Annotated in this window: 15 protein-coding genes and 4 pseudogenes; 5 read left to right on the forward strand and 14 right to left on the reverse strand. The window is 36.4% G+C overall.

All coding sequences use genetic code 11. The annotated features are described in order from the left end of the window. Window positions 1–338: 338 nt before the first annotated feature. The 5 genes and pseudogenes from galE to NSQ94_RS17885 all read right to left on the reverse strand — a co-directional run bounded on the left by galE (window position 339) and on the right by NSQ94_RS17885 (window position 5,289). Window positions 339–1,318, reverse strand: a pseudogene (gene galE, locus NSQ94_RS17865) (UDP-glucose 4-epimerase GalE). A 43-nt stretch (window positions 1,319–1,361) separates the two neighbouring features. Further along, window positions 1,362–1,919 (reverse strand): hypothetical protein, encoded by a 558-nt coding sequence (locus tag NSQ94_RS17870; RefSeq protein WP_339193533.1) that lies wholly within the window; start codon window positions 1,917–1,919, stop codon window positions 1,362–1,364. After that, window positions 1,903–3,261: an AAA family ATPase gene (locus NSQ94_RS17875; RefSeq protein WP_339193536.1), complete on the reverse strand. Its 1,359-nt coding sequence runs from the start codon at window positions 3,259–3,261 to the stop codon at window positions 1,903–1,905. The genes NSQ94_RS17870 and NSQ94_RS17875 overlap by 17 nt, the downstream gene beginning before the upstream one ends. A 370-nt stretch (window positions 3,262–3,631) precedes the next feature. Then, window positions 3,632–3,802 (reverse strand): annotated as a pseudogene (locus tag NSQ94_RS17880) (IS3 family transposase); the annotation flags it as partial. Between the two features lie 371 nt (window positions 3,803–4,173). Next, window positions 4,174–5,289, reverse strand: coding sequence for an IS4 family transposase (locus tag NSQ94_RS17885; RefSeq protein WP_339229766.1), 1,116 nt, complete (start codon window positions 5,287–5,289; stop codon window positions 4,174–4,176). Between the two features lie 181 nt (window positions 5,290–5,470). Here NSQ94_RS17885 and NSQ94_RS17890 point away from each other — a divergent pair, with 181 nt between their 5' ends. Then, complete coding sequence (locus NSQ94_RS17890) at window positions 5,471–7,009, forward strand: amidase (protein WP_339193540.1); 1,539 nt, start codon at window positions 5,471–5,473, stop codon at window positions 7,007–7,009. A gap of 283 nt (window positions 7,010–7,292) precedes the next feature. Here NSQ94_RS17890 and NSQ94_RS17895 read toward each other — a convergent pair whose 3' ends face one another. Both NSQ94_RS17895 and NSQ94_RS17900 read right to left on the reverse strand, forming a co-directional pair. Continuing rightward, window positions 7,293–7,481, reverse strand: coding sequence for an IS3 family transposase (locus NSQ94_RS17895; protein WP_327848440.1), 189 nt, complete (start codon window positions 7,479–7,481; stop codon window positions 7,293–7,295). Continuing rightward, a pseudogene (locus NSQ94_RS17900) lies at window positions 7,474–8,661 on the reverse strand (YifB family Mg chelatase-like AAA ATPase); the annotation flags it as partial. The pseudogene NSQ94_RS17900 and the gene NSQ94_RS17895, both read right to left, overlap by 8 nt. A gap of 311 nt (window positions 8,662–8,972) precedes the next feature. On the opposite strand from NSQ94_RS17900, the gene NSQ94_RS17905 reads away from it, so the two are divergent. The 4 genes from NSQ94_RS17905 to NSQ94_RS17920 all read left to right on the forward strand — a co-directional run bounded on the left by NSQ94_RS17905 (window position 8,973) and on the right by NSQ94_RS17920 (window position 13,635). Next, window positions 8,973–9,740 (forward strand): DeoR/GlpR family DNA-binding transcription regulator, encoded by a 768-nt coding sequence (locus tag NSQ94_RS17905; RefSeq protein ID WP_339193543.1) that lies wholly within the window; start codon window positions 8,973–8,975, stop codon window positions 9,738–9,740. Between the two features lie 151 nt (window positions 9,741–9,891). After that, a complete protein-coding gene (locus NSQ94_RS17910) occupies window positions 9,892–11,214 on the forward strand; it encodes a four-carbon acid sugar kinase family protein (RefSeq protein ID WP_339193546.1) in 1,323 nt (440 codons plus the stop codon). Further along, window positions 11,198–12,214: a 4-hydroxythreonine-4-phosphate dehydrogenase PdxA gene (gene pdxA / locus NSQ94_RS17915; RefSeq protein ID WP_339193548.1), complete on the forward strand. Its 1,017-nt coding sequence runs from the start codon at window positions 11,198–11,200 to the stop codon at window positions 12,212–12,214. The genes NSQ94_RS17910 and pdxA overlap by 17 nt, the downstream gene beginning before the upstream one ends. A gap of 50 nt (window positions 12,215–12,264) precedes the next feature. Further along, window positions 12,265–13,635, forward strand: coding sequence for a gluconate:H+ symporter (locus tag NSQ94_RS17920; protein WP_339229768.1), 1,371 nt, complete (start codon window positions 12,265–12,267; stop codon window positions 13,633–13,635). A gap of 364 nt (window positions 13,636–13,999) precedes the next feature. Here NSQ94_RS17920 and NSQ94_RS17925 read toward each other — a convergent pair whose 3' ends face one another. The 7 genes and pseudogenes from NSQ94_RS17925 to NSQ94_RS17955 form a co-directional block, all read right to left on the reverse strand. Next, the gene (locus NSQ94_RS17925) at window positions 14,000–15,376 is read right to left on the reverse strand and encodes a sugar phosphate nucleotidyltransferase (protein ID WP_339193550.1); all 1,377 of its coding nucleotides are present in this window, start codon (window positions 15,374–15,376) and stop codon (window positions 14,000–14,002) included. Window positions 15,377–15,398: 22 nt separating this feature from the next. After that, on the reverse strand, window positions 15,399–16,526 hold the full coding sequence (locus NSQ94_RS17930; protein ID WP_144597806.1) for a glycosyltransferase family 4 protein: 1,128 nt from the start codon (window positions 16,524–16,526) through the stop codon (window positions 15,399–15,401). Window positions 16,527–17,375: 849 nt separating this feature from the next. Beyond that, window positions 17,376–17,673, reverse strand: a pseudogene (locus tag NSQ94_RS17935) (transposase); the annotation flags it as partial. Between the two features lie 63 nt (window positions 17,674–17,736). Beyond that, window positions 17,737–18,420, reverse strand: coding sequence for a hypothetical protein (locus tag NSQ94_RS17940; RefSeq protein WP_144597807.1), 684 nt, complete (start codon window positions 18,418–18,420; stop codon window positions 17,737–17,739). A gap of 1,128 nt (window positions 18,421–19,548) precedes the next feature. Continuing rightward, entirely contained in the window at window positions 19,549–20,802 is a 1,254-nt protein-coding gene (locus tag NSQ94_RS17945) for an O-antigen polymerase (RefSeq protein WP_144597808.1), read from the reverse strand. A 9-nt stretch (window positions 20,803–20,811) separates the two neighbouring features. Beyond that, window positions 20,812–22,191, reverse strand: a complete 1,380-nt coding sequence (locus NSQ94_RS17950; protein WP_339193554.1) for a hypothetical protein — start codon at window positions 22,189–22,191, stop codon at window positions 20,812–20,814. Then, a complete protein-coding gene (locus NSQ94_RS17955) occupies window positions 22,188–23,423 on the reverse strand; it encodes an oligosaccharide flippase family protein (protein ID WP_144597810.1) in 1,236 nt (411 codons plus the stop codon). Before NSQ94_RS17955 ends, NSQ94_RS17950 begins: the two co-directional genes overlap by 4 nt. Window positions 23,424–23,508: the final 85 nt, after the last annotated feature.

Here is a 23,508-nt window from a genome sequence, read left to right on the forward strand (position 1 = left end):
AGCTGGCAAGCCTTTTTTTATGCAATCAAGTTCTGCATTTTTTTGTTGCAGAACTCTGTATTTTTATTTTGCAATAAACACTCATGCGCATCGCCTAAACAGAACTGCCCACATTTGTTTCGCCAATCACTCCTAGTTCATCTTCCCATATTCGTGATATGGACATCAATCCCTTTATTCCTACACGTTTCTTCTTCATCCTTTTTCCTCCATAAATTTTTTACGAAAATATACCTGTGACGCATGGACTGCTCCATAACTGACCGCCAGCACGCCCTATTAACCAATTAATAGACCGAATATTCAGTTAACAGCGCCCATAAAAACAAACCGCCCCATCAAGGGCAGCTCGACCATTTGGTCCCTTTCCACTGATGCCATTTCCACGCGCTTTCGATGATTTGTTCCAATGAATATTCCGCTTTCCAGCCAAGTTCTTCATAAATTTTTTGCGAGGATGCGACAAGACGCGCCGGGTCGCCCGGACGGCGGTCAGTGTATTCAATGACGGCTTTACGTCCCGTGACTTTTTCACATGTTTCTATCACTTCTTTAACGGAATAACCTAAGCCGTTGCCGAGATTGTAAATAGCAGTTTTCTTTTTACCAGTCAACAATACTTCCAGCGCTAAAATATGCGCCTTCGCTAAATCGGTGACATGGATATAGTCACGAATGCATGTCCCATCTGGTGTATTATAGTCCGTACCAAAGACAGAAATTTTGTCGCGCTGACCTAACAAATGCTGCAAGACAATCGGAATTAAATGCGTTTCTGGGTTATGGTCCTCACCAATTTCTCCCGACTCATGCGCCCCAGCCGCATTGAAATATCGAAGGACGACATAGTTCAAACCATACGCAGAAGCAAAATCCGCTAAAATTTGTTCGATCATTAACTTCGAACGGCCGTATGGGTTAATTGGATTTGTTGGGCAATCTTCCGTAATTAATTCGACATTCGGAATCCCATACGTTGCCGCAGTAGACGAAAAAATAAAGTTTTTCACATTATATTTCAACATTGTTTCTAGCAACGTTAATGTAGCAGCAACGTTGTTTTGATAATATTTCAGCGGATTCACCACTGATTCGCCGACTAAGCTGTTCGCCGCAAAATGCATGACAGCTTGAATCGGGTATTTTTCAAACATCGGTTCAAGATCCGCTTTGTTCCCTAAATCCCCTTGCACAAACACCGCGCGATCATCCACTAAATACCGATGACCGGTCGATAAGTTGCAGCACAGCGACCTTTTTCTATGCAACAGCTCTTTCATCCCGTGACTGCCCTGCCAATGTAGCCAGCACCATCGATATGAAAACTACTAAACTTTTAATCAATCATAGACACTCTTCATCTATTTCCACTTCGAAACAACCGATTCTAAAAATACGGTTGCACATATCGTTTTTACGTCCTTCATGAAAGTGCCTTTATATTTTTTTAAAGAAAAACGGATTTGTTGCCCTCCCAAATGTCTAAGTAACCCGGCTGTTCTTTTTTGCGGATTTTTTTCCTCATTGTACACTACGTAATATACTTTATCTATTTTGACGATGTCATGAAATGATATAGAAGGATCATGTTCTTTTATCATTTCATATAGACCTATGAAAGGCCCCTCGATTGCCTTCAATCTAAGGCTTTGCCGCTCTTTTTGATCAATTTTGCCATTCTTAAATTCCACAAAAAACAATTGATTGTCTTGAATATGAAGAAGGTCGGGGGATTTTAATGCATCTTCCCCCTTTTTACTTGCTAAATCTTGAATAACTTTATCAAAAGATAAGCAAACAAAGGGGGAAGAACAAAGACTTTCATTATTTTGATCATCCCTGCTGATATCCTCGATGGATTGAAAAAATTCACTGTATTTGTTTTGCAATAGCGCTTTTAACTCATCTATCTTCATCATCCCGCAATGTCTCCTCTTCTAATTGGTGAAAAGGTTCTGTTAATAGATGAAAAACTTCCTCGAGCTGATTCGTAACATCTCGAATGACAGATGAAGACGTGCTAATTTTTTGGGCATGATAAAATTTCATATCCTCTTCAAGCCCCTTTTGGTCACTATAAACTTTAAGAGCTTCGATAAAATATGGACTATGGGAATTTACTAATATATGGACCCCTTCACTTTTGGCTAGCTCGACCAAAATTCGCGCATACTCTATTTGCCAGCTAGGATGCAAGTGAACTTCAGGTTCATCAATGATAAGAAGCGTTCTCTTCGTCAACCATCCCGACTGCAACAACAATTGGAAAATTCCCAGCGCTTTAATTCCTGTGGCTGTATTGATTAATGCAAACTTTTCTTCCTGCCCGCCTGACCGTTGAAAAACAAATTCATCTTCCATCTCTTTATAATACATTTTCCCGCCCATTAAGCTCTCAAGTTGAGAATGATATAGTGAATTTTCACTTACATCTTTCGCAATATGTTCTGACATCGAAAACATTTGCGGATTTTTCGATTTCAACTTTTCAAATAAATCTTTTAAATGATATGGAATGCTTTGGTCCCGATTTGTTCTTTGCATTAGGCGTCTAGCCATAAATCGTTGCAGCAAATCGATAAAGTAAAATACAAATGGCGATTCAATATAAATAACATCCTTATAGTAGAGAGGATCTCCCGACTTAAATTCCGTCAAACGATTGTTTTTTAAAGCCAGGCGAAGAATTTCTTGATGATTTTCCGTAATCGAAACAAGCGATTCAGCGTTTTCATTGTTAAGACGTGAAATGGATTTTTGAAATTCGCTTCTCATCACCATTTCCACTGCTTCTTGCTTTATTTTTTCCTCATCACGGGCAACATTCAAAAAGTCAATAACTTCCGTAAGCATATCCGCTAATAGGTTCTTTCCTTCTTCATCTAAGTGCAAATGTTCTAATTTCAATAGACGCTTCTCAATTGTTGCTGTTAATTTCTCCGTCACATTTTCACCAGAATTAAGCCAATGCGATAATTCATGTTGAAATTCCACTCCAAAAAACAAACGATCTTCGTCAGATAAACGAATTAAGCGGCGAAGCCTGAAATAAAACAGTTCTGCTTGATTTAATAAATAATGGGTGCGATCTTGCTCAAACATTTCCTCAAAATGATTAAGTGCATAGACAATCGAAAATAACAATTTTCCAACGGTGCTTTTTCCAGTATCATTTTCGCCCGCAATGCATACTAAGCCATTTAACTCAATTTCCGCCTTTTCCACCATACCAATATTAGTGAATGCCAGTTTCACCATCATCACTCCAATAAATATCGTCCATTTAACACCATCATAATATAAACTGTATAATGATTTCTATTCCTTTAAACATTGTCCACTACCCATTTTCTCCACATGACATGAAAATCAAACAAGACAGCTTTGCAAGCATACACTATACATTACACCCTTTTGCTGTTGATCATTGGATTTAAGTCAATATTTTGGACACCAATAAGTGAAATTTAATTTTGATCTCATTGACATCGCTGGTCGCTTGACATGGAGCCTCTGCGGGCGTGGTGTTATGCGAAGGGCGAAAGGGGCAATAATTTCTTTCGCATGGCAAACAAGCCTACCACACCCGCCACTCCATGTAAAGCGGATGTTTGTAAAATTGTGAAGAGCACTACGCTGCCCCTTTGATACTGTCTTCTGTTTCTTGTAGCGTCATATAGCCCAGGCAGCTATGAATCCGTTTCCGATTGTACCAGCCTTCTATAAATTCGAATAAGGCTCTTCTGGCAGCTTGAAAGTTCAAATAGTTGACTCTGTAGATCTCTTCCTTTTTCAGAATTGCGAGGTTGTTATATTGACCTATGTTTCATCTAATTAAAATTAAGGCAGGGTTTACTGATCTTAAACGTTCGGGTTATTGGATTGCCAACGTCAAACATTAGCACACATTTCTTGATTTTTCAAATTTTTATGTAAGATGATCTGCCAAGTTAATACAGTGAGTTTTATATATGTAACAAAATTAAGTCAATCCAAATAATAGGATTTTAAATTTGTATTAGGGAATCATTAGCATTGCATAAATAAAGTTAGAATTTTCTGTTAATTAATTTTTGTGAATTTGTGCCAAAAAGACAAAACCTAAAGAAAGATGGCACTGTCCATTTGGTAAATATATACAGTTAAACCAGAGGGACAACGACAAAAGGGAAATTATGGACTGGCTCGCCCATCAAATTTTCGCAACCAAACATAAGCTGGTTTCCACAGAGCTCTCTTTAACCAACGAGTAATTCGAAGTAGGGATTTCTTACTTTTCATCTCCAATTGAATGAGAACATGTAAGCAATACGTGATAAGGGCTAAGAAAATTTGATTTTGAATAGCTGTTTCACTCATTCCATAAAAGTGCTTAATTTCTACGTGTTGCTTGAGCCATTTGAAAAAGAGTTCAATAGCCCAGCGAGATCGGTAAATATCACTTATCTCTTCTGGTTTTAAATCAAATCGGTTGGTGATGAAACGAAGTAAGTTCCCTTTTGTGTCCGTAACTTCTAGTAGACGAAAGACATTTTCAGTACGATTTTGTGTGGTACCAATGTAGACCATTTTATCGGATAGAACGTGACAATCATCAGGAAGTGAAAATGTATAGACTTCACGAATGACTGCGTTTTTCTTCAGTCTTGAAACGAAGAAATAGCCATCATCTGTCATCCGATCAAAACGTTCATAGTCCACATAACCGCGGTCAAACACATACATGGCTTCTTGATCATCCACTAGGACTTCGAGTTGATTTCGGTCATGTTCTTTTGCTGTCGTAATCACTGCTTTTTCAGGATAGACGGTGTCTTTATCCATGAAAACGAGCCGTAAGTGTAGCTTTACACCAGCTTTTGTTTTACGGAATTTTGCCCATTTATAATGGGTCAAATTCAACGGGAGTGTACTTGAATCAATGATTTTCAGTGGCATATTCTTTCCGTTTTGATAATGGTACCGTTGAATTTTCCAAACAAGATCCAAGAACAAATTTGCAAGAATTAGTGGGTTGATCTGATTGTTTTTTCGGGATAGCTGAGAGGCACTTATCGATTCAAATCCGAGTGCTTTTTGAAGATCTTCGTCTACAAGTGCATCACTCATTTCCTCTAAGCTCGTAAATTCGAGCAGCTGGGCTACCAATAAAAGTTTAATATAGGCTTCTGTTGTCAGCTTTTTTGTGTAATAGTCCTGTTTCAATTCTTTGACTTGTTCGCTAAGTTTTTGAATATTTATGGGTGAAACCCATTTACCAAATGATGAAATTAGTGTATTCTTGTCCATAACGGTTATCCTTTACGATTGGATTTGGACAGGAACCACCTGTACTACCATTGTAAAGGATTTTTTTGTTTCGAAATCAATAAAAAATTGAACATTCTTAGCATTTTGAATCATCAGATTTAATTACTGCAATGCTAGTGTTAGGGAATATAAAAATAAAAACAAAGAGGTGTTATTACAATTGGAAAAAAGTACTTTACTAAAATCTGTTGGCGAAGGTTTCCGATTTGAAGAAGTGACTGTAGACGAACTCATAGCCGGGTACAAAAATCGTGAATACACAGTTCAAGAGGTTGTTCAATCCTATTTAAATAGAATTGAACAATTTGAAAAAATTTATAACGCATTCACCTTCATGAACCCTAATGCTTTGGAAGACGCGAAAGAAATGGATCGTCTGTATGAAGAAAGAGCTGAACTTGGACCACTGGCAGGGATTCCAATTGTTATAAAAGAAGCGGTGGATATGGCAGGATATCCATCGACATTTGGCTGGGCACCTTTTTGTAAAAAAGCAGGCGGGATCGAATTAATGCCAACAAAGGATGCCCCGGTTGTAACAAGACTTAAAGAAGCGGGAGCGATTATTCTTGGTAAGACTAATATTCCTGCTTTTAGTTGTGCCTATAATGCAAACAATAGCTGGGACGGTCCGACATATAACGCAGTAAATCGGTCGATTTCACCAGGCGGAAGCAGCAGTGGTACGGCGACTGCTGTATCAGGAAACTTAGCTGTGCTGGGCGTCGCCGAAGAAACGGCCGGATCCATTCAAGTTCCTGCAGCAGCTCAAGCCTTAGTTGGAATTAAACCTTCCTTCGGATTAATCCCAACAACTGGGGTGACACCTCTTGCCGGCAGTACTCGGGATGTCTTGGGACCGCACGCTCGTACTGTCCAAGACGCTGCAATTATGCTGAGTGTGATGGCTGGGTATTCAAAAGAAGATCCTAAAACAATTGCTGCAATCGGGAATATTCCTAAAGAAGGCTACACTGCTTTTCTTAATAAAAATTATCTAAAAGGCAAACGCGTCGGCTTGTACGGACCGGGATGGCGTACACAGGAACTCTCTGATGAAACAAAAAAGCTTTATGCTTCTGCCATTGAAATGCTAAAAGCACAAGGTGCAGAGGTAGTTGAAGATCCGTTTGCCGGGACAGGGCTCGCTGAGTATGTTTCATCCAAAAATACTTTCTTAGGAATGGAAACTTTTTTTTATGACCTTGAAAAGTACCCAAAAAATCTGGATCCAGAGGATAAAACCCTTTCCATTAAAACTGTATTCGACAAAGCGGGGGCGGTCCCATGGACAGAAGATGGACCACTTGCTTTAGTTTCGGATTTTGTCAATGAAGAGAAAGCTATGGCAGATCATAGTGTTTTACCAGATTTGACAGAATTCAATGAAGTGAAAGGTGAATTGCTCCGAATTATCTATCAAGTGATGGAGGACCAACAGCTTGACGGATTTGTCTATCCTCAAATGCCGACTGCAATTCCAAACATCCAAGAGGAAAATATACAATCAACAACAATATCAGAAATAAATATCAGCGGTTTACCATTGATCACAGTTCCAGCTGGCTATTTCGAAAACGGATCCCCGTTCGCCTTAGCCTTATTTGGAAAAATGTGGAGCGAATCCGCACTAATTGGAATGGCCTACGCTTACGAACAAGCCACAAAACACAGAAAGGCCCCTACTTTAATCAGGTAAAAACAGGCGAATCATCTATATAATCCAGATGATTCGCCTGCTTTCTTTATTAAATAAAACGCAGATATAATTGAATACCTCAAAGCAGTCTCTTTTTCAGCAATCAAAACCGTCCCTTCATCCTCCTATGTTAGCCTAACATCGAACAATTGTATTTATAAAATAAGACTCTCTGAAACTTTATTTGAAATAATAATATATTCGATCCTTATATCATCTAATTATTTAAATATATTTCCCTCTTTCTAGTCTCTATCTAGCTAAAGAATATCTATAATCTGCGTTAATAGGATCCAACTCCGTGATAATCGTTATCTGTTTCGACAATGCCATTTTGTAATATCTTGATTCCTACTGTAATAGAGTTTTTCATACGAATCCGTTGATCATTATAAAAACTCACAATATATTCAAATATGCTTTGTTCCGCTTGCTTACGAGTTTGATAGTCTTGAAGAAAAACAACGTTCATATTGCTTTCTTCTTGCTTTTTCCACTCTTTTCCTTATGGTTTCCGAAGATTCCGAAACTCTCGTTTCTGGAAAAATCAATGACTTCCAATGGTAATAAAACATCCATCCGGTCATAAATCGGCCCGGAAACACGATTTCGATACGCTTGAATTTGTTTCGCACTACATGTGCAATAGCGCGTTCTTGAGCCTAAATATCCACACGGACACGGATTCATTGCCCCAAGCAAAATAAAGTCCGCGGGATATGTCACCGTCGACGAAATACGGCTAATCGTCACTTTCCCCGTCTCTAACAGCTGGCGAAGCATATCCAGCGTCTTTTTTGCAAATTCCGCCATTTCATCGAGAAATAAAACACCGCGATGTGCCAGCGACACTTCGCCAGGCTTTGGGTGCGTTCCCCCGCCAATTAAAGAAACCGATGAAGCAGAATGATGCGGATGACGAAAAGGCGGATAGCCGCTCTCAATTTTTTCTCCTGCCAGCTGGTACAAACTGATCACCTCTAACTGCGCATCATGAGAAAGACCCGGCAAAATCGACGAAAACGTTTCCGCTAACAAACTTTTCCCGCACCCAGGCGGTCCAACCATTAACACGTTATGTCCGCTTGCCGCTGCGATCTCCAATGCACGCTTTGCTTGATGATGGCCAATACTCGATTGAAAATCCCGATGATGCTTTCGCGGGGAGTCCATAATTTCAGGAGTGCGAAAAGCTGGGGGTAACGAAAGAACACGTTGTCCTTGCAGATATTGCACCGTTTCTTCCAACGTCTGAACAAAGATACAATCGAGATCTTTCAAATGATAAAGCGGAAGTGTGGGATCATACGGAAGGTATACTTTTTGAAAACCGAGCTTCTTTGCTGCCAATATCGCTGGAAGCATGCCATCCACCGGCTGAATCGTTCATCCAACGATAACGAACCTAAAAACGCTGCATCGGAGGAAGCCGGCGCTGTCAGCTTGCCCATTGCCTTCAAAATCCCAATCGCCATGGCCAAATCAAACATCGGGCTATGCTTTTTCCGCTCCGGCGGAGACAAATGAACAACAAGCCTTTTATCAAAAAAGTCGCATCCGAAAGCATAAAGCGAAGCAAGAACACGTTCCTTTGCCTCTTTCACCGACGCATCCGGCAACCTAACAATCACCATCGCCGTAATTCCCGGCATCCCCTACACCCCACGCACCCAATACCCTCCTAACCCCCTTAACCCAATGCTTAAAATCTTCACCGTCACTCATCCATCCCTCCCAATCACAGAACATTAGTTCTTATCCATTATTGTAATACCCTTCCATTTACCTTTCAATTACAAATATTTAGATAAATTTTGAGCGGAGACAGGCACCGAACCCATCTTAGAATTGAAAAAAAATTTTCTACTTCCCTTATTGACAAAAGTGAACAAATGGAAATAAAATATCGTTAAAAGTTAACAAAAAATTGTTAAAATCGAACATTTTTAAAGGATGAATACACATGTTGCCAAAAGAACGACGCCGATGGATTGAAAAACAATTGATCACCCAAGGTAAAGTGGATATCGAAGAACTGTCGCAACAATTAAACGTGTCAACAATGACGATCAGAAGAGATTTGGCTCTTCTTGAAAGAGAGGGCAAGATCGTCCGAACACATGGGGGTGCCATTCATCCGAAATCGCTAATTCAAGAAACACCTTACTCAACGAAAAAAGAAAAAAATATCGAGCAGAAAAAAGCCATTGCCCGTAAAGCAGTCGAATTGATTCCAGAAGGAGCTAATGTCATTTTAGATTCAGGAACGACCACTATTGAAGTCGCTAGGTTGATTAAAGACAGGGAAGATTTAACTGTTATTACTAATGACATTAAGATTGCAGCCGAATTAATGGAAAGTAAATTAAAGGTGATCGTGACGGGAGGTGAATTGCAAAACCAAGTTGGTACTTTGTATGGCTGGCCTACCCAAGAGTTACTGAAAAACATCCATGCAGATATTTTCTTTTTAGGGGCCCATGCTGTCGATATTGCATCAGGAGTAACATCGCCCACTTTTGAAAAATCGCTAATCAAAAAACTGATGATGCAAGCGGCCGAATCTACTTGGTTGCTGGCCGATTCCAGCAAGTTTAACCAAAAGGCTTTTTCTCTCGTTTGCCAACTTTCAGAGTTGGAAGGGATTATTACAGACACGGGATTAAGCCAAGAAGACCAGTGTAAATATAGTGAACATGTAAACGTGATTGTTGTACGCCCTATTGAATGAGAATGAGTATAAGCAGTCCCAACTTCAACTAAAAATCAACGTCATATGAAAAACCCCTTACTGTCCTGCTTGGTGATAAACAAAAATAAGGGGGTGATCCATCGGCAGCGATATAAACGATTTTGATAGACAGGGAGGGGGAACAATACTTATGAGAATAGGAGTAATTGCAGATGATCTGACCGGCGCTAATGCAACAGGAGTCAGATTGGCCAAACAAGGATTCAAAACAGCTACCTTCGTCAGAAACGCACCTTTGACAAATATAGAAAACTACGATGCTATTTGTATTGATACCGATAGCCGATACGCTTCTAGGGAGATTGCGGAAAATCGCGTACGCCAGGCAATCAAAAACCTCAAACAATGGAATGTGAAGATATTTTGCAAGAGAATTGACAGCACCATCCGTGGTAATATTGGGATCGAAATTGATACCGTTTTAAATGAACTTGGCGAACATTCTATCGCCATCGTCGTCCCTTCTTTTCCCGACTCGGGAAGAATAACAACCGGGGGATATTTGCTCGTTGATGGTGTACCTGTCCAGGAAACCGACGTAGCCAAAGATCCTCTTATGCCCGTCAATCAGTCGTTTGTCCCAGACATCATTCGACAACAAAGCATCCATTCAGTCTCATTGATAGGGCTGGATGCCGTTCTTTCCGGCGTCGGGAGAATCACCAATAAATTACGGGAAGAAATCGAACAGGGAAACCGAATCATCGTGGTTGATGCAGTAAACGATGAACATATCGAAACAATTGCCCTTGCGATGACAAAGATTAAAGATAAAATCATTGTTCCCGTCGATCCAGGTCCCTTAACCGCTTACTATGTAAGATTATACTTACATCAAGAACTCAACACGCAAAAAATATTAATCGTCATCGGAAGTGTGACCTCTTTAACCGGCCGACAACTTCATTATCTCTTAGCTAAAACAAACGCTAACCCGGTATACGTAAATCCAGAAAAATTAGCGAGTTTCACAAATAGCTGGAATGAAGAAGTTGAACGGGCCGTATCCATTGGCCTAAAAAGATTAGAAACAGAAAACATCTTAATTGTGACTACGTACCACCCAGCGAATAAACTGATCAATTTGAAAGCGTTATCATATATAGAGCAAGTATCTGAAGATGCACTAGCTAAAAGAATAACAGACGGACTTGCCGTAATTAGCAGGAAAATTATCGAGAGTTCCAAGTATCCCATTTCTGGATGCTTCACAAGCGGCGGCGATGTAACCGCATCCCTTTGCGCCGTAGGAAGAGCAAATGGCATTGAAATTGAAGACGAAGTTCTCCCATTGACATCATTCGGATACTTCTCGGGAGGATACTTGGACGGACTCCCTGTCGTCACAAAGGGAGGCATGGTTGGCGACCAACGGTCCATTTATAAAAGTTTACGGTTTTTGCAAATGAAAATCAATCACCAAAGGAGTGGAAAACATGTCAGCACAAACTAAACCGATTATCGCAATTCCAATGGGAGATCCGGCAGGAATCGGACCAGAGATCACAGTTAAAGCCTTGAATAAGCCAAAAATATATGAAGTTTGCTCACCCCTTGTTATTGGTCATAGTGAAGTATTGAAAAAGGCTATGAATTTTACAAGTATCTCGCTGAACATCCGTGAAATTAAAGATCCTTCAGATGGAAAATACGAACATGGAATAATAGATGTTATCTCATTAAACAACGTAAACATAGACACCCTTGAAATGGGGAAAGTTCAGGCACAATGCGGAAAGGCATCTTATGAATATATTGAAACAGCTGTCCATCTAGCCCTTAACGGAAAAGTGTCAGCTTTAGCCACGACACCAATCAATAAAGAATCGTTGAAAGCGGCAAACGTTCCTTTTATCGGACATACAGAAATATTAGCCGCATTGACCAACACCCATGATCCACTGACGATGTTTGAAGTAAGAAACATGAGAATTTTCTTTTTAACGAGACACCTGTCCCTAAAAGACGCCATCGCCGCAATGACAAAAGAGAGGGTTTGCGACTATTTAATTCGTTGTGATCAAGCATTGCAACGCCTAGGAGTGGAAAATCGCAAAATCGCCGTTGCAGCATTAAACCCACACGGCGGAGAAAACGGGCTGTTTGGAAGGGAAGAAATCGATGAGATTCTCCCAGGCATTCAAATGGCTCAAGAAAAAGGGATTAACGCCGTTGGGCCAGTCCCTGCTGACTCTGTTTTTCATCACGCACTAAATGGGCGTTATGATGCTGTACTATCCCTTTACCATGATCAAGGTCATATTGCCGGGAAGATGGCGGATTTTGAAAGAACGATTTCGATTACAAACGGTCTTCCATTTTTGCGCACATCTGTCGACCACGGAACAGCCTTCGATATTGCCGGAAAGGGAATTGCAAGCAGCGTAAGTATGGAAGAAGCCATTACAATTGCAGCAAAATATGCGCCAAAATTTCAGCCTTCATGGGCATAACTCTTCTATGATCTAGACAACAAAAGGGGAATAAAAAGGGGGTATAAGCGTTGGAAGCATCGGGCGTCCAAATGATATTCGGGCTTGTATTAGGGGTAGCGATCCTCATTTTCCTAGTACTTAAGACGAAAATTCATGCATTTTTGGCTCTGATCATAGCAGCTTCCATTACTGGACTGGTTGGGGGCATGTCTGCTCCCGACGTCATCAACGCGATCACTGCAGGATTCGGATCCACTTTAGGATCTATAGGAATCGTGATTGGATTCGGAGTGATGATGGGACGCATTTTAGAAGTATCCGGTGCTGCTGAAAAAATGGCATATACTCTTGTAAAATGGGTCGGAAAACGAAAAGAAGAATGGGCCATGGCGATCACAGGGTATATCGTTTCCATCCCGATCTTTGTGGACTCAGCCTTTGTGATTTTAACGCCGCTTGTGAAAGCCCTTTCTAAAAAAACCGGAAAATCGATTCTCACCATTGGCGTAGCACTCGGAGCCGGGCTCGTCGCCACCCACCATGCAGTGCCGCCAACACCCGGTCCATTAGGTGTTGCGGGAATTTTTGGAGTTGACGTCGGATTGATGATTGCGTGGGGATTAGTTTTTGCCATCCCCGTTACCGTTGTAGGCGTCCTATATGCCAAATGGCTTGGAAAGAAAATATATCAAATCCCTGATGAAACAGGCTTAGGTTATGTACGACCGGTTAATCCGATCACGGTTCAGGAATTTCTTGAATCTAAGGAAAAGAAAGACTTACCTTCACTAACACGATCGGTGCTTCCTATTTTCGTTCCGATTATATTAATCTTTGCGAATACAACCGTCACCGCCCTCAAATTAAAGGGAGGAATTTACGACTACATCACATTTCTTGGCTCGCCCATTATTGCAGTTGGAATCGGACTGATCTTCTCCATATACGGATTATATCACCATGTGAAGCGCTCTGAAGCGCTTGACCACATGGAGGAAGGAATCAAAACGTCCGGAATCATCCTCCTCGTCACCGGTGCCGGTGGGGCGCTCGGGAACGTCCTAAGGGAGAGTGGAAGCGGAGAGTATATTGCCCAACAAGTTGCGCAATTACATCTCCCAGCCATCTTAATCCCTTTCATCATCGCAACGATTGTGAGGCTGATTCAAGGCAGCGGAACCGTGGCCATGATTACCGCCGCCTCCATCTCAGCGCCTATTTTGCAACAATTGAATGTCAATATGGCATTGGCTGCACAGGCAGCCGCCTTAGGGGCAATGATCTTCTCGTATTTTAACGATAGCTTGTTCTGGGTCATTAACCGCATGTTAGGAATAAAAGAAGTGAAAGAACAAATTTTGACATGGTCTATTCCAACCACACTGGCATGGGCAGCGTCTTTGGTTACGTTACTCATCGTCAATGCATTTTTCGGATAAATCAACAAAAATGAAACTTACAAGCCGCCCTTGTTACTGGGTGGCTTGTCCTCCTTACCTTTTCCGCTGATGCCATCCCATTTAGTTGACGAAGTTGAATTTGCTTAGAAATATGTTCCCCATTAATGATACCCAATCCTTCGAATTTCAATCTTTTCAAATTTCTCTCAGAATTAGACGCATTTTTTTGAAAAGTTGCAAACAGTATAAAAAAACTTTGCTGTCTTTAAAATATTCTAATAAAAGCTCCATGAACGTGCTTTGCTTGCTCTCCACCCGGCATGAAAATAGCCGCTCCAAGCGCGCATTTTCATAGAAAAAACTCGCTGCTAGAAGAAACACATCCTTCCAGCAGCACAAACCATTATTTACTCACAGAGAAGCAATTTGCTCCTACTTCTTCCCATGTCATATAAATACGAACAATATCTTCTTCAATTAACTCCGTTCCTGTTTGCACTTCGATAAATTCTAAATCAGTAATCGCTTTAATTCCATGTTTCGCACCGACAGGAATTTCAAGCACATCCCCCGGCTTCACACGGCGAATTTCCCCGTTAAAAGCAAATTCCCCTTCACCTTTAATGATGGTCCACACTTCACTGCGGTGATAATGCATTTGATAGCTTAAGTTTTTCCCTGCGGTAACACCAATTCGTTTTGTTAATACTTCTCTTCCATCTTCAAACTTCGTATAATCTAATACTCGATACCAGCCCCAGCGGCGTTCTTCGTACATTGGACGCTGATCAAAATCGTTCACTAACTCTTTAATTTTTGGGCTTTTTGCCTTATCTGCAACTAAAATCCCATCAGGACTTGACGCAATAATAGCATTTGATACTCCTAATACTGTCACAGGAATGTCTAGCTCGTTAATGAGGTGGGTATTTTCACAATCAGCGCTAATAACACCTTTACCAATTTGGTTTGTTGCCATCTCTTCCGTTAATGTATTCCACGTACCAAGGTCTTTCCAATAGCCATCATATGGAAACACAACAATATGTTCTGTCTTTTCCACGACCTCATAGTCAAAGCTAATTTTCGGCAACTTATCATACTGCTTTAATAGCCCATCATATTGAGTTGGAAATCCCTTTTCTTGCAGCAAAGAAATAATATAGTCGAGTTTAAAAGCAAACACGCCGCAGTTCCAAAGTGCGCCTTGTTTAATTAATTCCGCTGCTTTTTTTTCAGTTGGCTTCTCTGTAAAATGACTTACTCTTAAATAATTGCTATCACTAGATTTGGAAGCTGGAACAATATAACCGTACTTTGCAGACGGATACGTTGGCTCGACACCGATTAACGCCAAATCAGTCCCACTTGCGAGTACGGTTTCTTCTAAATCTTTTACTCGATGAAAAAAGCGATCCTCCACATAAGGATCGACAGGCAAGACGGCGACAACTTCATTTAAATCGATTCCTTCTACACTATACAAATAAACCGATGCTAGAGCGATCGCTGGGAACGTATCGCGCCTCATCGGTTCAATAATAATCGGTACATCTTGACCTAATTGGCTATGAATCATATCGACTTGGGATTTGCTTGTAGCAATCACAGCGGAATCAGCTAGGTCGACATTTCCTAACTGACCCCATACACGCTGAACCATCGACTGCAGTTCGCTGTTTTGATTTTCTAACACTTTTAAAAATTGCTTTGAACGCGCGTCATTAGATAAAGGCCAAAGGCGTTTGCCGGAACCACCAGAAAGTAATACAAGCTTCATCGGAAACCTCCTAATTTTTTATCTACATATTTTCAAGCTTACTATTTACATAGTCTTCAAACTCTTTTCTAAATCTTTCTGGGGAAAAACACAACGCATTTTCACGACAATCTTCGTATTTAATATCACCTGAAATATTCTCAAATGATTTAATAGAATCAACTAACGATTTTATTGTCTGTTCTTCAAAAAATAAACCTGTTGGATTCTCAGTTTGTCCATATCCGCGAATCGTTTCTAATGCTCCACCTTTCCCATAGGCAATAACTGGAGTACCACAAGCTTGCGCCTCAACAGGTGTGATTCCGAAATCTTCTTCTGCGGCAAATACAAACGCTTTTGCCCGCTGCATATGGTCTCTTAAAACTTCAAAAGGCTGGTATCCGAGCAACTTCACATTAGAAGCAGCCTTTGCCTTAATTTTATGAAAATCCGGTCCGTCACCTATAACGACTAATTTTTTATCTGGCATCTGTGAGAAAGCTTCAACGATTAAGTCGATTTTCTTATATGGAACCATTCGAGAGGCTGTAAGATAAAAATCTTCTTTTTGATCGTGGAAAGTAAAAGCGGACACATCTACCGGTGGATAGATAACATCCGCTTTCCTTCGATACACTTTCCAAATTCTTCTGGCGATAAATTTTGAATTGGCCACAAAATAATCAACTCCATTGGACGTACGATAATCCCAATTTCTTATGTAATGAAGGATTGTCTTCGCGATCCAGCCTTTCATTCCTCGGTCTAATCCCGCTTCTTTTAAATATTGATGTTGCAAATCCCATGCGTAGCGGATTGGCGAATGAACATAAGAAATATGCAGTTGGTCAGGGCCGGTAATAACACCCTTCGCAACTGCATGTGAACTAGAAATGACAATATCGTATTTCGATACATCCAATTGCTCAATAGCCAACGGCATGAAAGGAAGATAGCTGCGATACTTTCTTCGAGCAAACGGCAACTTTTGAATAAAAGAGGTAGTAACCTGTTTATTTAAAATAAAACCTCTCTGATCTTTATCTATAAAGTCTACAAGGCTAAACAAATCAGCATCAGGATAAATCTTGAGTAATTGTTCCAATACTTTTTCAGCTCCTGCATAGATAACTAACCAGTCGTGGAGGATTGCTACTCTTTTTGACATAAAACTCCCTCAATCCTTATTCAAGATTATTTAAAATCAAAATTTTAATTTAGTTTAAAGAAAAATAAAGCAATATGACCGAATATTATAATCGGCTCAAAGTTATTAACAATAATAAAAAAAGGAAAACTTTTTCCTATTTTAATAAGTATAATTGATTACCTATAAATTATTGGTTACTGGTTTCTCTTGGTTACCTATTTCTAACCGATTTAGAAGCAAAATTTACAATGAGAGCTTTTCAGTTTATGTTCTCGATAAGAAATAGAACAATAATTAAGGCAGAAAAGATGCAATAAACATGTGATATCTGGTATAACCGATATCGCATACACAGTTTAACTTGATGAAAAACATCATGAGTTCCAAAGCAAGAACAAAGACAACTGACCCTATTATCATAAATTTTCGACGAAAGTGGACCTACTTTCATATCGGAAGGAGTATAATAACATTCGTGGTAGTGCCAAGTTTATGTATCTGACCTTACTTCTTTTCAATGGAATCATAATCACTAGAGGCTCAGCTAAACTTGATTTAATTAAGCAACAAAACAAAGAAAAAATAACTTTTTTGATGTCCAAGATATGCATTTAAATAACTCTACTGTATATATGTTACTATTTCCGATATTCCGATACGAATTCCTTATTTTCTATCAAGTTTGATATTTCTCTTCCCTCTATAAATATTGATTTATCAACGGTTTGACCGTTTTAGGGGTGTCAAAAAATATTTTCGACACGATCACTAACATAATTTTATAAATATGCGATTCTCTTACAGTTAATGGGTACGATCCGCGGTCGCTACTGGTTAAATATGGATGTAGCGATAGGTCTGTTTACGAGGGATCCCTCTTTCATCCAGGAAATAGGCCAGATTGAGCCAATAATGGCCTGTTGGCTCAATTCCGATGATGACTTCGGTTTTGCCGAATTCTTTCATAGCTGACAGGATGCACTGGTAAAACCCTTCAAAGCTTTGTTGGATTGTGCAACCGGGAAAGTCTTTTGCAGGATTCGGCCGCGATCATCGACAAAGCAGGCGTAATGTTTGCGTTTTGCAATATCCATGCCGACTCCAGCGTTTTTTCGGTGACTTGATTAATTTTGTGATTTTGAGTACAAGGGCTCTTTTTATGCAAGTTCCCGAAAAAGCTTCTAACAGGAATGCTCCTCTATTAAGCAATAATTTGTAATTAATAACATTATTTAATAACTTTAATTAATTCCTCTGATAATTTAATATGAAAATTTTTCCTAAAATGAAAACCATCTAAGTTATAATATTTTTTATATACTGAATAATCTAGATTTTTACTTAAAAAAATGTAATCCGGATAACTCTTTCTTAAAAAATCATTTATTATTTCTACATTTTTATTATGATATTCTCCGTACAAATGGTGATTAACTTTAAATAACGGCATTATTATTATCCTATCCGCAATTTTCTCTAGTTGTTCAACTAAAAAAGTTAATTTATCTTGAATTTCATTAATTGAATTATAATATTCCCTATAAAATCGAATCAATATTAATCTAAAAAAGAAAAAAGGAAGCCTTAGTATATAGCTTAAATTAAAAGAAGGAGGAATAGAAAATAAAGAATCTCTACAAAATTTTAAACCTTTATTTCTAAAATATTTCAAAATTTTATGGGGCATTCTAGGATGAACATCAGGATTACCAATTTGTAAAATTACAAAATCAAATTTCTCATCCCTATTTAATGATAATATCTTTTCAATAAAGTAATCTAGCGGTTTTCCTCCATAACATATCTTTTTTATTTTTTTATCTACTAAATTTTCACAAATTATAGAAACAAAAGATTTCACTCCGTAATCAGTCCCATGTGAATCTGATATAAATAAAATCTTATCAACCACTTTTTATCATCCTTATTAAAAGTTTCTTCTAGTTGTATAAATACAACAATAAAAATGAAATCCATAGGATTAAGCCGTGTTATGATTAAGTCGACAAAGCACAACCTAAGTTGATTTTCTGATTTCTAAACAAATAAACACCATTTAAATCGCAGCTATTGAATAGACTTTACTAAGTGTTGAATAAAAAATCTGTGTAAAACGATAGTTGTGGTCATAGATTGATGTCGCAAATTTTCATCTTACGTGGACTGAAACATTGGACGGTAACCTAAAATAAAACCGGACAGAACTTTTTCGAAACCTATTTTCCAGAAAAAGATAAGTTCGATATGAAGAAAATCGAAAATCCTAAGGTAAGAAAAATAAATACAGCTATTAAATTTATCTAGTTTCCTAAGACAAAATGTAGGAAATAATGATAATTTATCACCATATGCTGTCAATGGATACATAAAATAATAAAAAAATCGGAAATGATCTTGTTTGCACAAAGACGCTACATAACTATATTGATCTTGGACTTATTCGTAAAAAGCGACGACCAGGCGTTTCAATACCTAAGACAATGCTTTTAAAAAAAACTGTCGAAGCTCATTGAAAAACGATCTGTTAGAAGCTGAACAGCCTAAAAAAAGAATTTTACCATTGGGAAATCAATACGGTTATCGGTAAAAAAAGTAAAGACAAGACCTTTCTGACACTAACTGAACTGAAAGATTAACCCCTAAAATCTTTCTTTTCCTAGAGAAAATACAGGGATTTACTTTATTCTCATCTGTAATGGACAAATACGGGAGTTTTATTTCCTTAAAGAAAAACGATCTCATTCATCTCAAATACGACTATCATATGATCAAGAAAGATTGTAGACTTCAAACCTCTGAAAATACTTTCAGGTAGAGCTTACTCCATTATCTTAAAGTAAGCCTCATGCAACCTGACATTTAAGGCTCTGCACGCATGACTTTCCAGCCAAGAAGCCAGCTACACAGAAAGCTGGCTCACATATTAAGGCTCATCTCCACTCCATATAAAGTTTCCTATTGAATAACCAACCACACTTAAGTAGTTTCTTCAAAATGGTTTAGCTTGAATTTTATCAATCGTTGCATTTAATATTGCAATTTATAAAAGCTTCAACAATAAAACAGATAAAAGAATTGATATAAAAACATATAGCCCCATTCCTGATTGAATCATATTTATAAATGAACTATGAACTAATACTGTACCTAGATAACTGTAAATTAATATATTAGATAATTTTCCGTTTATAGCTTTTTTATATGTTAATTGACAAAAAAAACCAAATATAAACATTAATAGAAATGTTAAAGTTCCAAATCCAAAATCAGTATACAGTGGACCAAAAAAAGTTGTATATACTCCTTGTGATTCTAAATTATCCAAAAGTTCATCAAAATCTGGAATATCAAACCCCAAAAATTTTGCAAATTTAAAAATAGGATAGAATTGATATGAACCATAACCTAAATTATTAACATCAAAATATTCGAATAAAAGAAAAAACTGATAATATCCATGTAGAAGATAGTGTACTAAACTAATAAAAGTGTATTTTAAACTATTAACAAGCATATTATCTGAGTAAATATCAGCAAACCAACCTTTTACAATAAAATGTCTCTCATTTTGCATATAATTTAAATGATCATAAATAGTAAACCCCATTTCTTCAAGCCTGTTATGTAATAATATACTAGAATAAAGAAAAAACAATAAAAATACAGATATAATTAATAATATCCTTTTTAAATTAAATATAAGTGACAATTTTTCTTTCTTTATTATAAACGATATAAGTACCATTCCAGCTAATAATGATAAACTGGTTCTCCCTCCAAGTAAATAAATATATACAATAAACAAAAATGTATTTACAAATATGAACATTTTATCTTTTAAATTTATACCATTTATATGAATTGAAACAACCAATGCAATAATTGAAAAGGGATAAAGAAACGAAGACGCTATTCCAATTACAGAAATCTCATTAGTATTACCGTATAATCGATAGGCAGAAATTGAACCATAAGACAGAAATTCTCTAATAAAAAATAAATCATAAAATCTGAAAACTAGACCTATAAGGCCAATCCAATTAACTATCCTGATAAATTTTATATATTTATTGTTGTTAAAATTAGTAGTATTTCTAGTATCTTTTCCTACTTTTTTTGAAAAAAATAAGTGAGTATAAAATGTTCCAATAAAAAAAGAAACAAAACAAAAAAACAAAAATAAAATTGCTTTGTTATCAGGTTGAATAATATATTGTATTGGTGAAACAAGATTAAATAAGATCCAAATGACAAATGATAACATAATAAGCCAACGTGGAGAGATATAGTTCATTTACCAATATCACACCTTCAAGTCATCTATTAAAGAATTAAATCCAAATGCTATTTTTTTTACATTCTCTCTATCAAGTACTTGGGGTGTACTTATTGTGTCTGAAATTGTTCCTTCAAAGGAATTTTGAATTATATATCGATAATAATCTTCTGGACTTTTCTTATCATTCTTTTTGTTACAATATAATATTTTTTTTATGTCCATAGGATCATTAATATAGAATACATTATTTAATTCATTAAAAAACATTTTAGAAAATGTTACAGCTTTTTTTCCAATTATCCCAGCTTCTAAGGCTACTGTTCCTGAAACAGTTAATACTAATAAACTATTCTCTATTAACTTTCTTGTATCTTCAAATGGATTTATTAATACTACATTAGGAATTTTTGTTAATTTTCTATAAAAATATAAACTTCTTTCACCTAAACTATTAGAATGTTCTTTTACATACAATTTTACATTATCCGGCAAATTTAGAGCAATTTCTCTTATTAACTCAAGTTGATTGCTGTGCCTATATCCTAAAACATCAATCGAAGCTTCAGGCTGTTTATGAAGTGTATAAAGTGCATAGTCCCGGTTATAGTCAGCATTTTGAAAAACAGATTTTAAAATATTTATTTTATATCTCAATGGCCTCAAATATTTTTTTTCAATAAGTAATTGATACTTTAACGATTTTACAGACTGATCATATTTTGCTTCGATTAAGGATTCAAATAACTTAACTATTATAGTTTTAATTAGGGAAAAATTAAACCTAGGAATCTGATTATTGATATAATAATAATCAGGCTTTTTATTATATATAACTACAGAGTCAATAATTTCGTTTATAATTTTATTCATATCGGTTTTATGCATCCGACTTTTTTTAAACTGATAAATTTCTGACTGAAAAGGACCTTTAAAAAACACAAATCTATTACTAGGAATCCTAACAGTAAATGGATTAAAAAAATATTTTCCCAATATATCACATATCACTGACGTTAAAATTTCATGAGCAGCCGTTGCTTCTCCAAATACTACATCAATATCTTTATCTATTATAAACGATTTTATTAAATCTCCCAATGAAGTAAGATAATTAATAGAGTAATCGCCATTCATACTTCTTAATATTCTATCCATTAAAGCAATACTAGTTAAATTTAAACCATAAGAATTATTTTCAACTGTTAATAAGCTTCTTTTATTGTTTCTAACTTTATCTTTAGTAATTAAAAGAATTTCTTCCGGTTTTATCCCCTTTTTTAACAACCAGTTATACCATTTATAACTTGGAGTTATCCAATAAATTTTTTTATTGGATTTAATTTCTTTTGAAATTTCAAAAAAAAGTTCAGTTTTATAAAAACAAGTTATAAAACAAATATTCATGCAAATTCACCCGAAATTTTTTTATAGTATCCCATTTTTAAAATTAATAAACTTAACATTCCTAACAAATATGAAAAAGCTGATCCATAAATAGAGAAAAACGGTACACTAATTAGATTTGATAAAATAATTATAGTTAATGAAAAAAAACTAGCTCTCATTAAATAATTATCATAATTTCCCACATATAATCTATAATGATAGACTTGGGAAATTATGTTGAATGTCAAACCAATTAATAGTATTACTAATATAAATTTGTAATCATGAAATGTTTCTTTTTTTACAAAAAAGATAACCCAATCAAGAAATAATAATGAAAACAAGGAAGTTATAACTAAAATTAAAATAGAATTAAAGTTCATTTTCCTCAATGTCGCCTCAAATTTATATAAGTTTTTCTCATTATAATATCTTATAATATTTGGTAAAAAAATAGAAATTGATCCTGCAAATATAAAGGAATAAATAGCATTAATAATACTAAAATAAAAAGAATAAATTCCTACAATACTATTCCCATAAAAAAATTTCAAAAAAAACTTATCAATGTTTATAGAAAATACATATGAAATTGTACTGAGAAAAAAAGGAATACTCCTTTTTATACCATAAATTATAATTCTATAGCTGGGGTTTTTTTTCAAAGTACGAAAAATGAATTGTTTTCTAATAAAAATTAGACCAATTAACACACTAAGAAAACTATGGATAATCCAGAATATTAGTATGCTCCTAACATTTAAAATATCAGGAGATATTAAAAACACAGGAATTATTAAATAAACCCATAGTCCATTTTTAATAAAAACTACTAAATTGGATAAGATTGATTTTGAAATATTAATTAGTATTCTAGCAATTTCTTGACTGACAAATTCAAAAAATAAGAGTATCCACAAATAAATAAAATATTTTTTATCTATAATATCAATTTCAACTATTACCCATAGAATAATACTACTTAAAAAGAACATAAAAACATGAAAATATAATTGATTTAATAAAAGTTTACTCTTTAACTTTATTTTCGAGAATCTTATATAAAGTCTAGTTACATTTGTATAATACTCAAAACCTATAATATATATATTTATTGTAATAAAAGATACAATTAAACTATATTCACCCAACTCCATCTCGTTTAGGAATCTAGCAAACAGAAAAACAACAATAAATTTAGCAAATAACGTAAGACCCCTTAAAATAATATTTATTATTTGTTCCTTCATTTAATTCAAAGATCCCCTATTCATAAAATACGTTTAGTCGCTTATAGTTCAATAAATACAAATAATCAGAATTACTTAATCAACT

The sequence above is a fragment of the Aeribacillus sp. FSL K6-2833 genome, from assembly GCF_037965815.1.
GTDB lineage: Bacteria > Bacillota > Bacilli > Bacillales > Aeribacillaceae > Aeribacillus > Aeribacillus composti.

Coding starts and splice junctions, on each gene's coding strand:
- NSQ94_RS17885 (WP_339229766.1), bottom strand. CDS start 5,289: ATGGACAAGAATACACTAATTTCATCATTTGGTAAATGGGTTTCACCC.
- NSQ94_RS17930 (WP_144597806.1), bottom strand. CDS start 16,526: ATGTCAAAAAGAGTAGCAATCCTCCACGACTGGTTAGTTATCTATGCA.
- NSQ94_RS17955 (WP_144597810.1), bottom strand. CDS start 23,423: ATGAAGGAACAAATAATAAATATTATTTTAAGGGGTCTTACGTTATTT.
- NSQ94_RS17950 (WP_339193554.1), bottom strand. CDS start 22,191: ATGAATATTTGTTTTATAACTTGTTTTTATAAAACTGAACTTTTTTTT.
- NSQ94_RS17925 (WP_339193550.1), bottom strand. CDS start 15,376: ATGAAGCTTGTATTACTTTCTGGTGGTTCCGGCAAACGCCTTTGGCCT.
- NSQ94_RS17875 (WP_339193536.1), bottom strand. CDS start 3,261: ATGATGGTGAAACTGGCATTCACTAATATTGGTATGGTGGAAAAGGCG.
- NSQ94_RS17870 (WP_339193533.1), bottom strand. CDS start 1,919: ATGATGAAGATAGATGAGTTAAAAGCGCTATTGCAAAACAAATACAGT.
- NSQ94_RS17895 (WP_327848440.1), bottom strand. CDS start 7,481: ATGAACGTTGTTTTTCTTCAAGACTATCAAACTCGTAAGCAAGCGGAA.
- pdxA (WP_339193548.1), top strand. CDS start 11,198: ATGTCAGCACAAACTAAACCGATTATCGCAATTCCAATGGGAGATCCG.
- NSQ94_RS17905 (WP_339193543.1), top strand. CDS start 8,973: ATGTTGCCAAAAGAACGACGCCGATGGATTGAAAAACAATTGATCACC.
- NSQ94_RS17945 (WP_144597808.1), bottom strand. CDS start 20,802: ATGAACTATATCTCTCCACGTTGGCTTATTATGTTATCATTTGTCATT.
- NSQ94_RS17910 (WP_339193546.1), top strand. CDS start 9,892: ATGAGAATAGGAGTAATTGCAGATGATCTGACCGGCGCTAATGCAACA.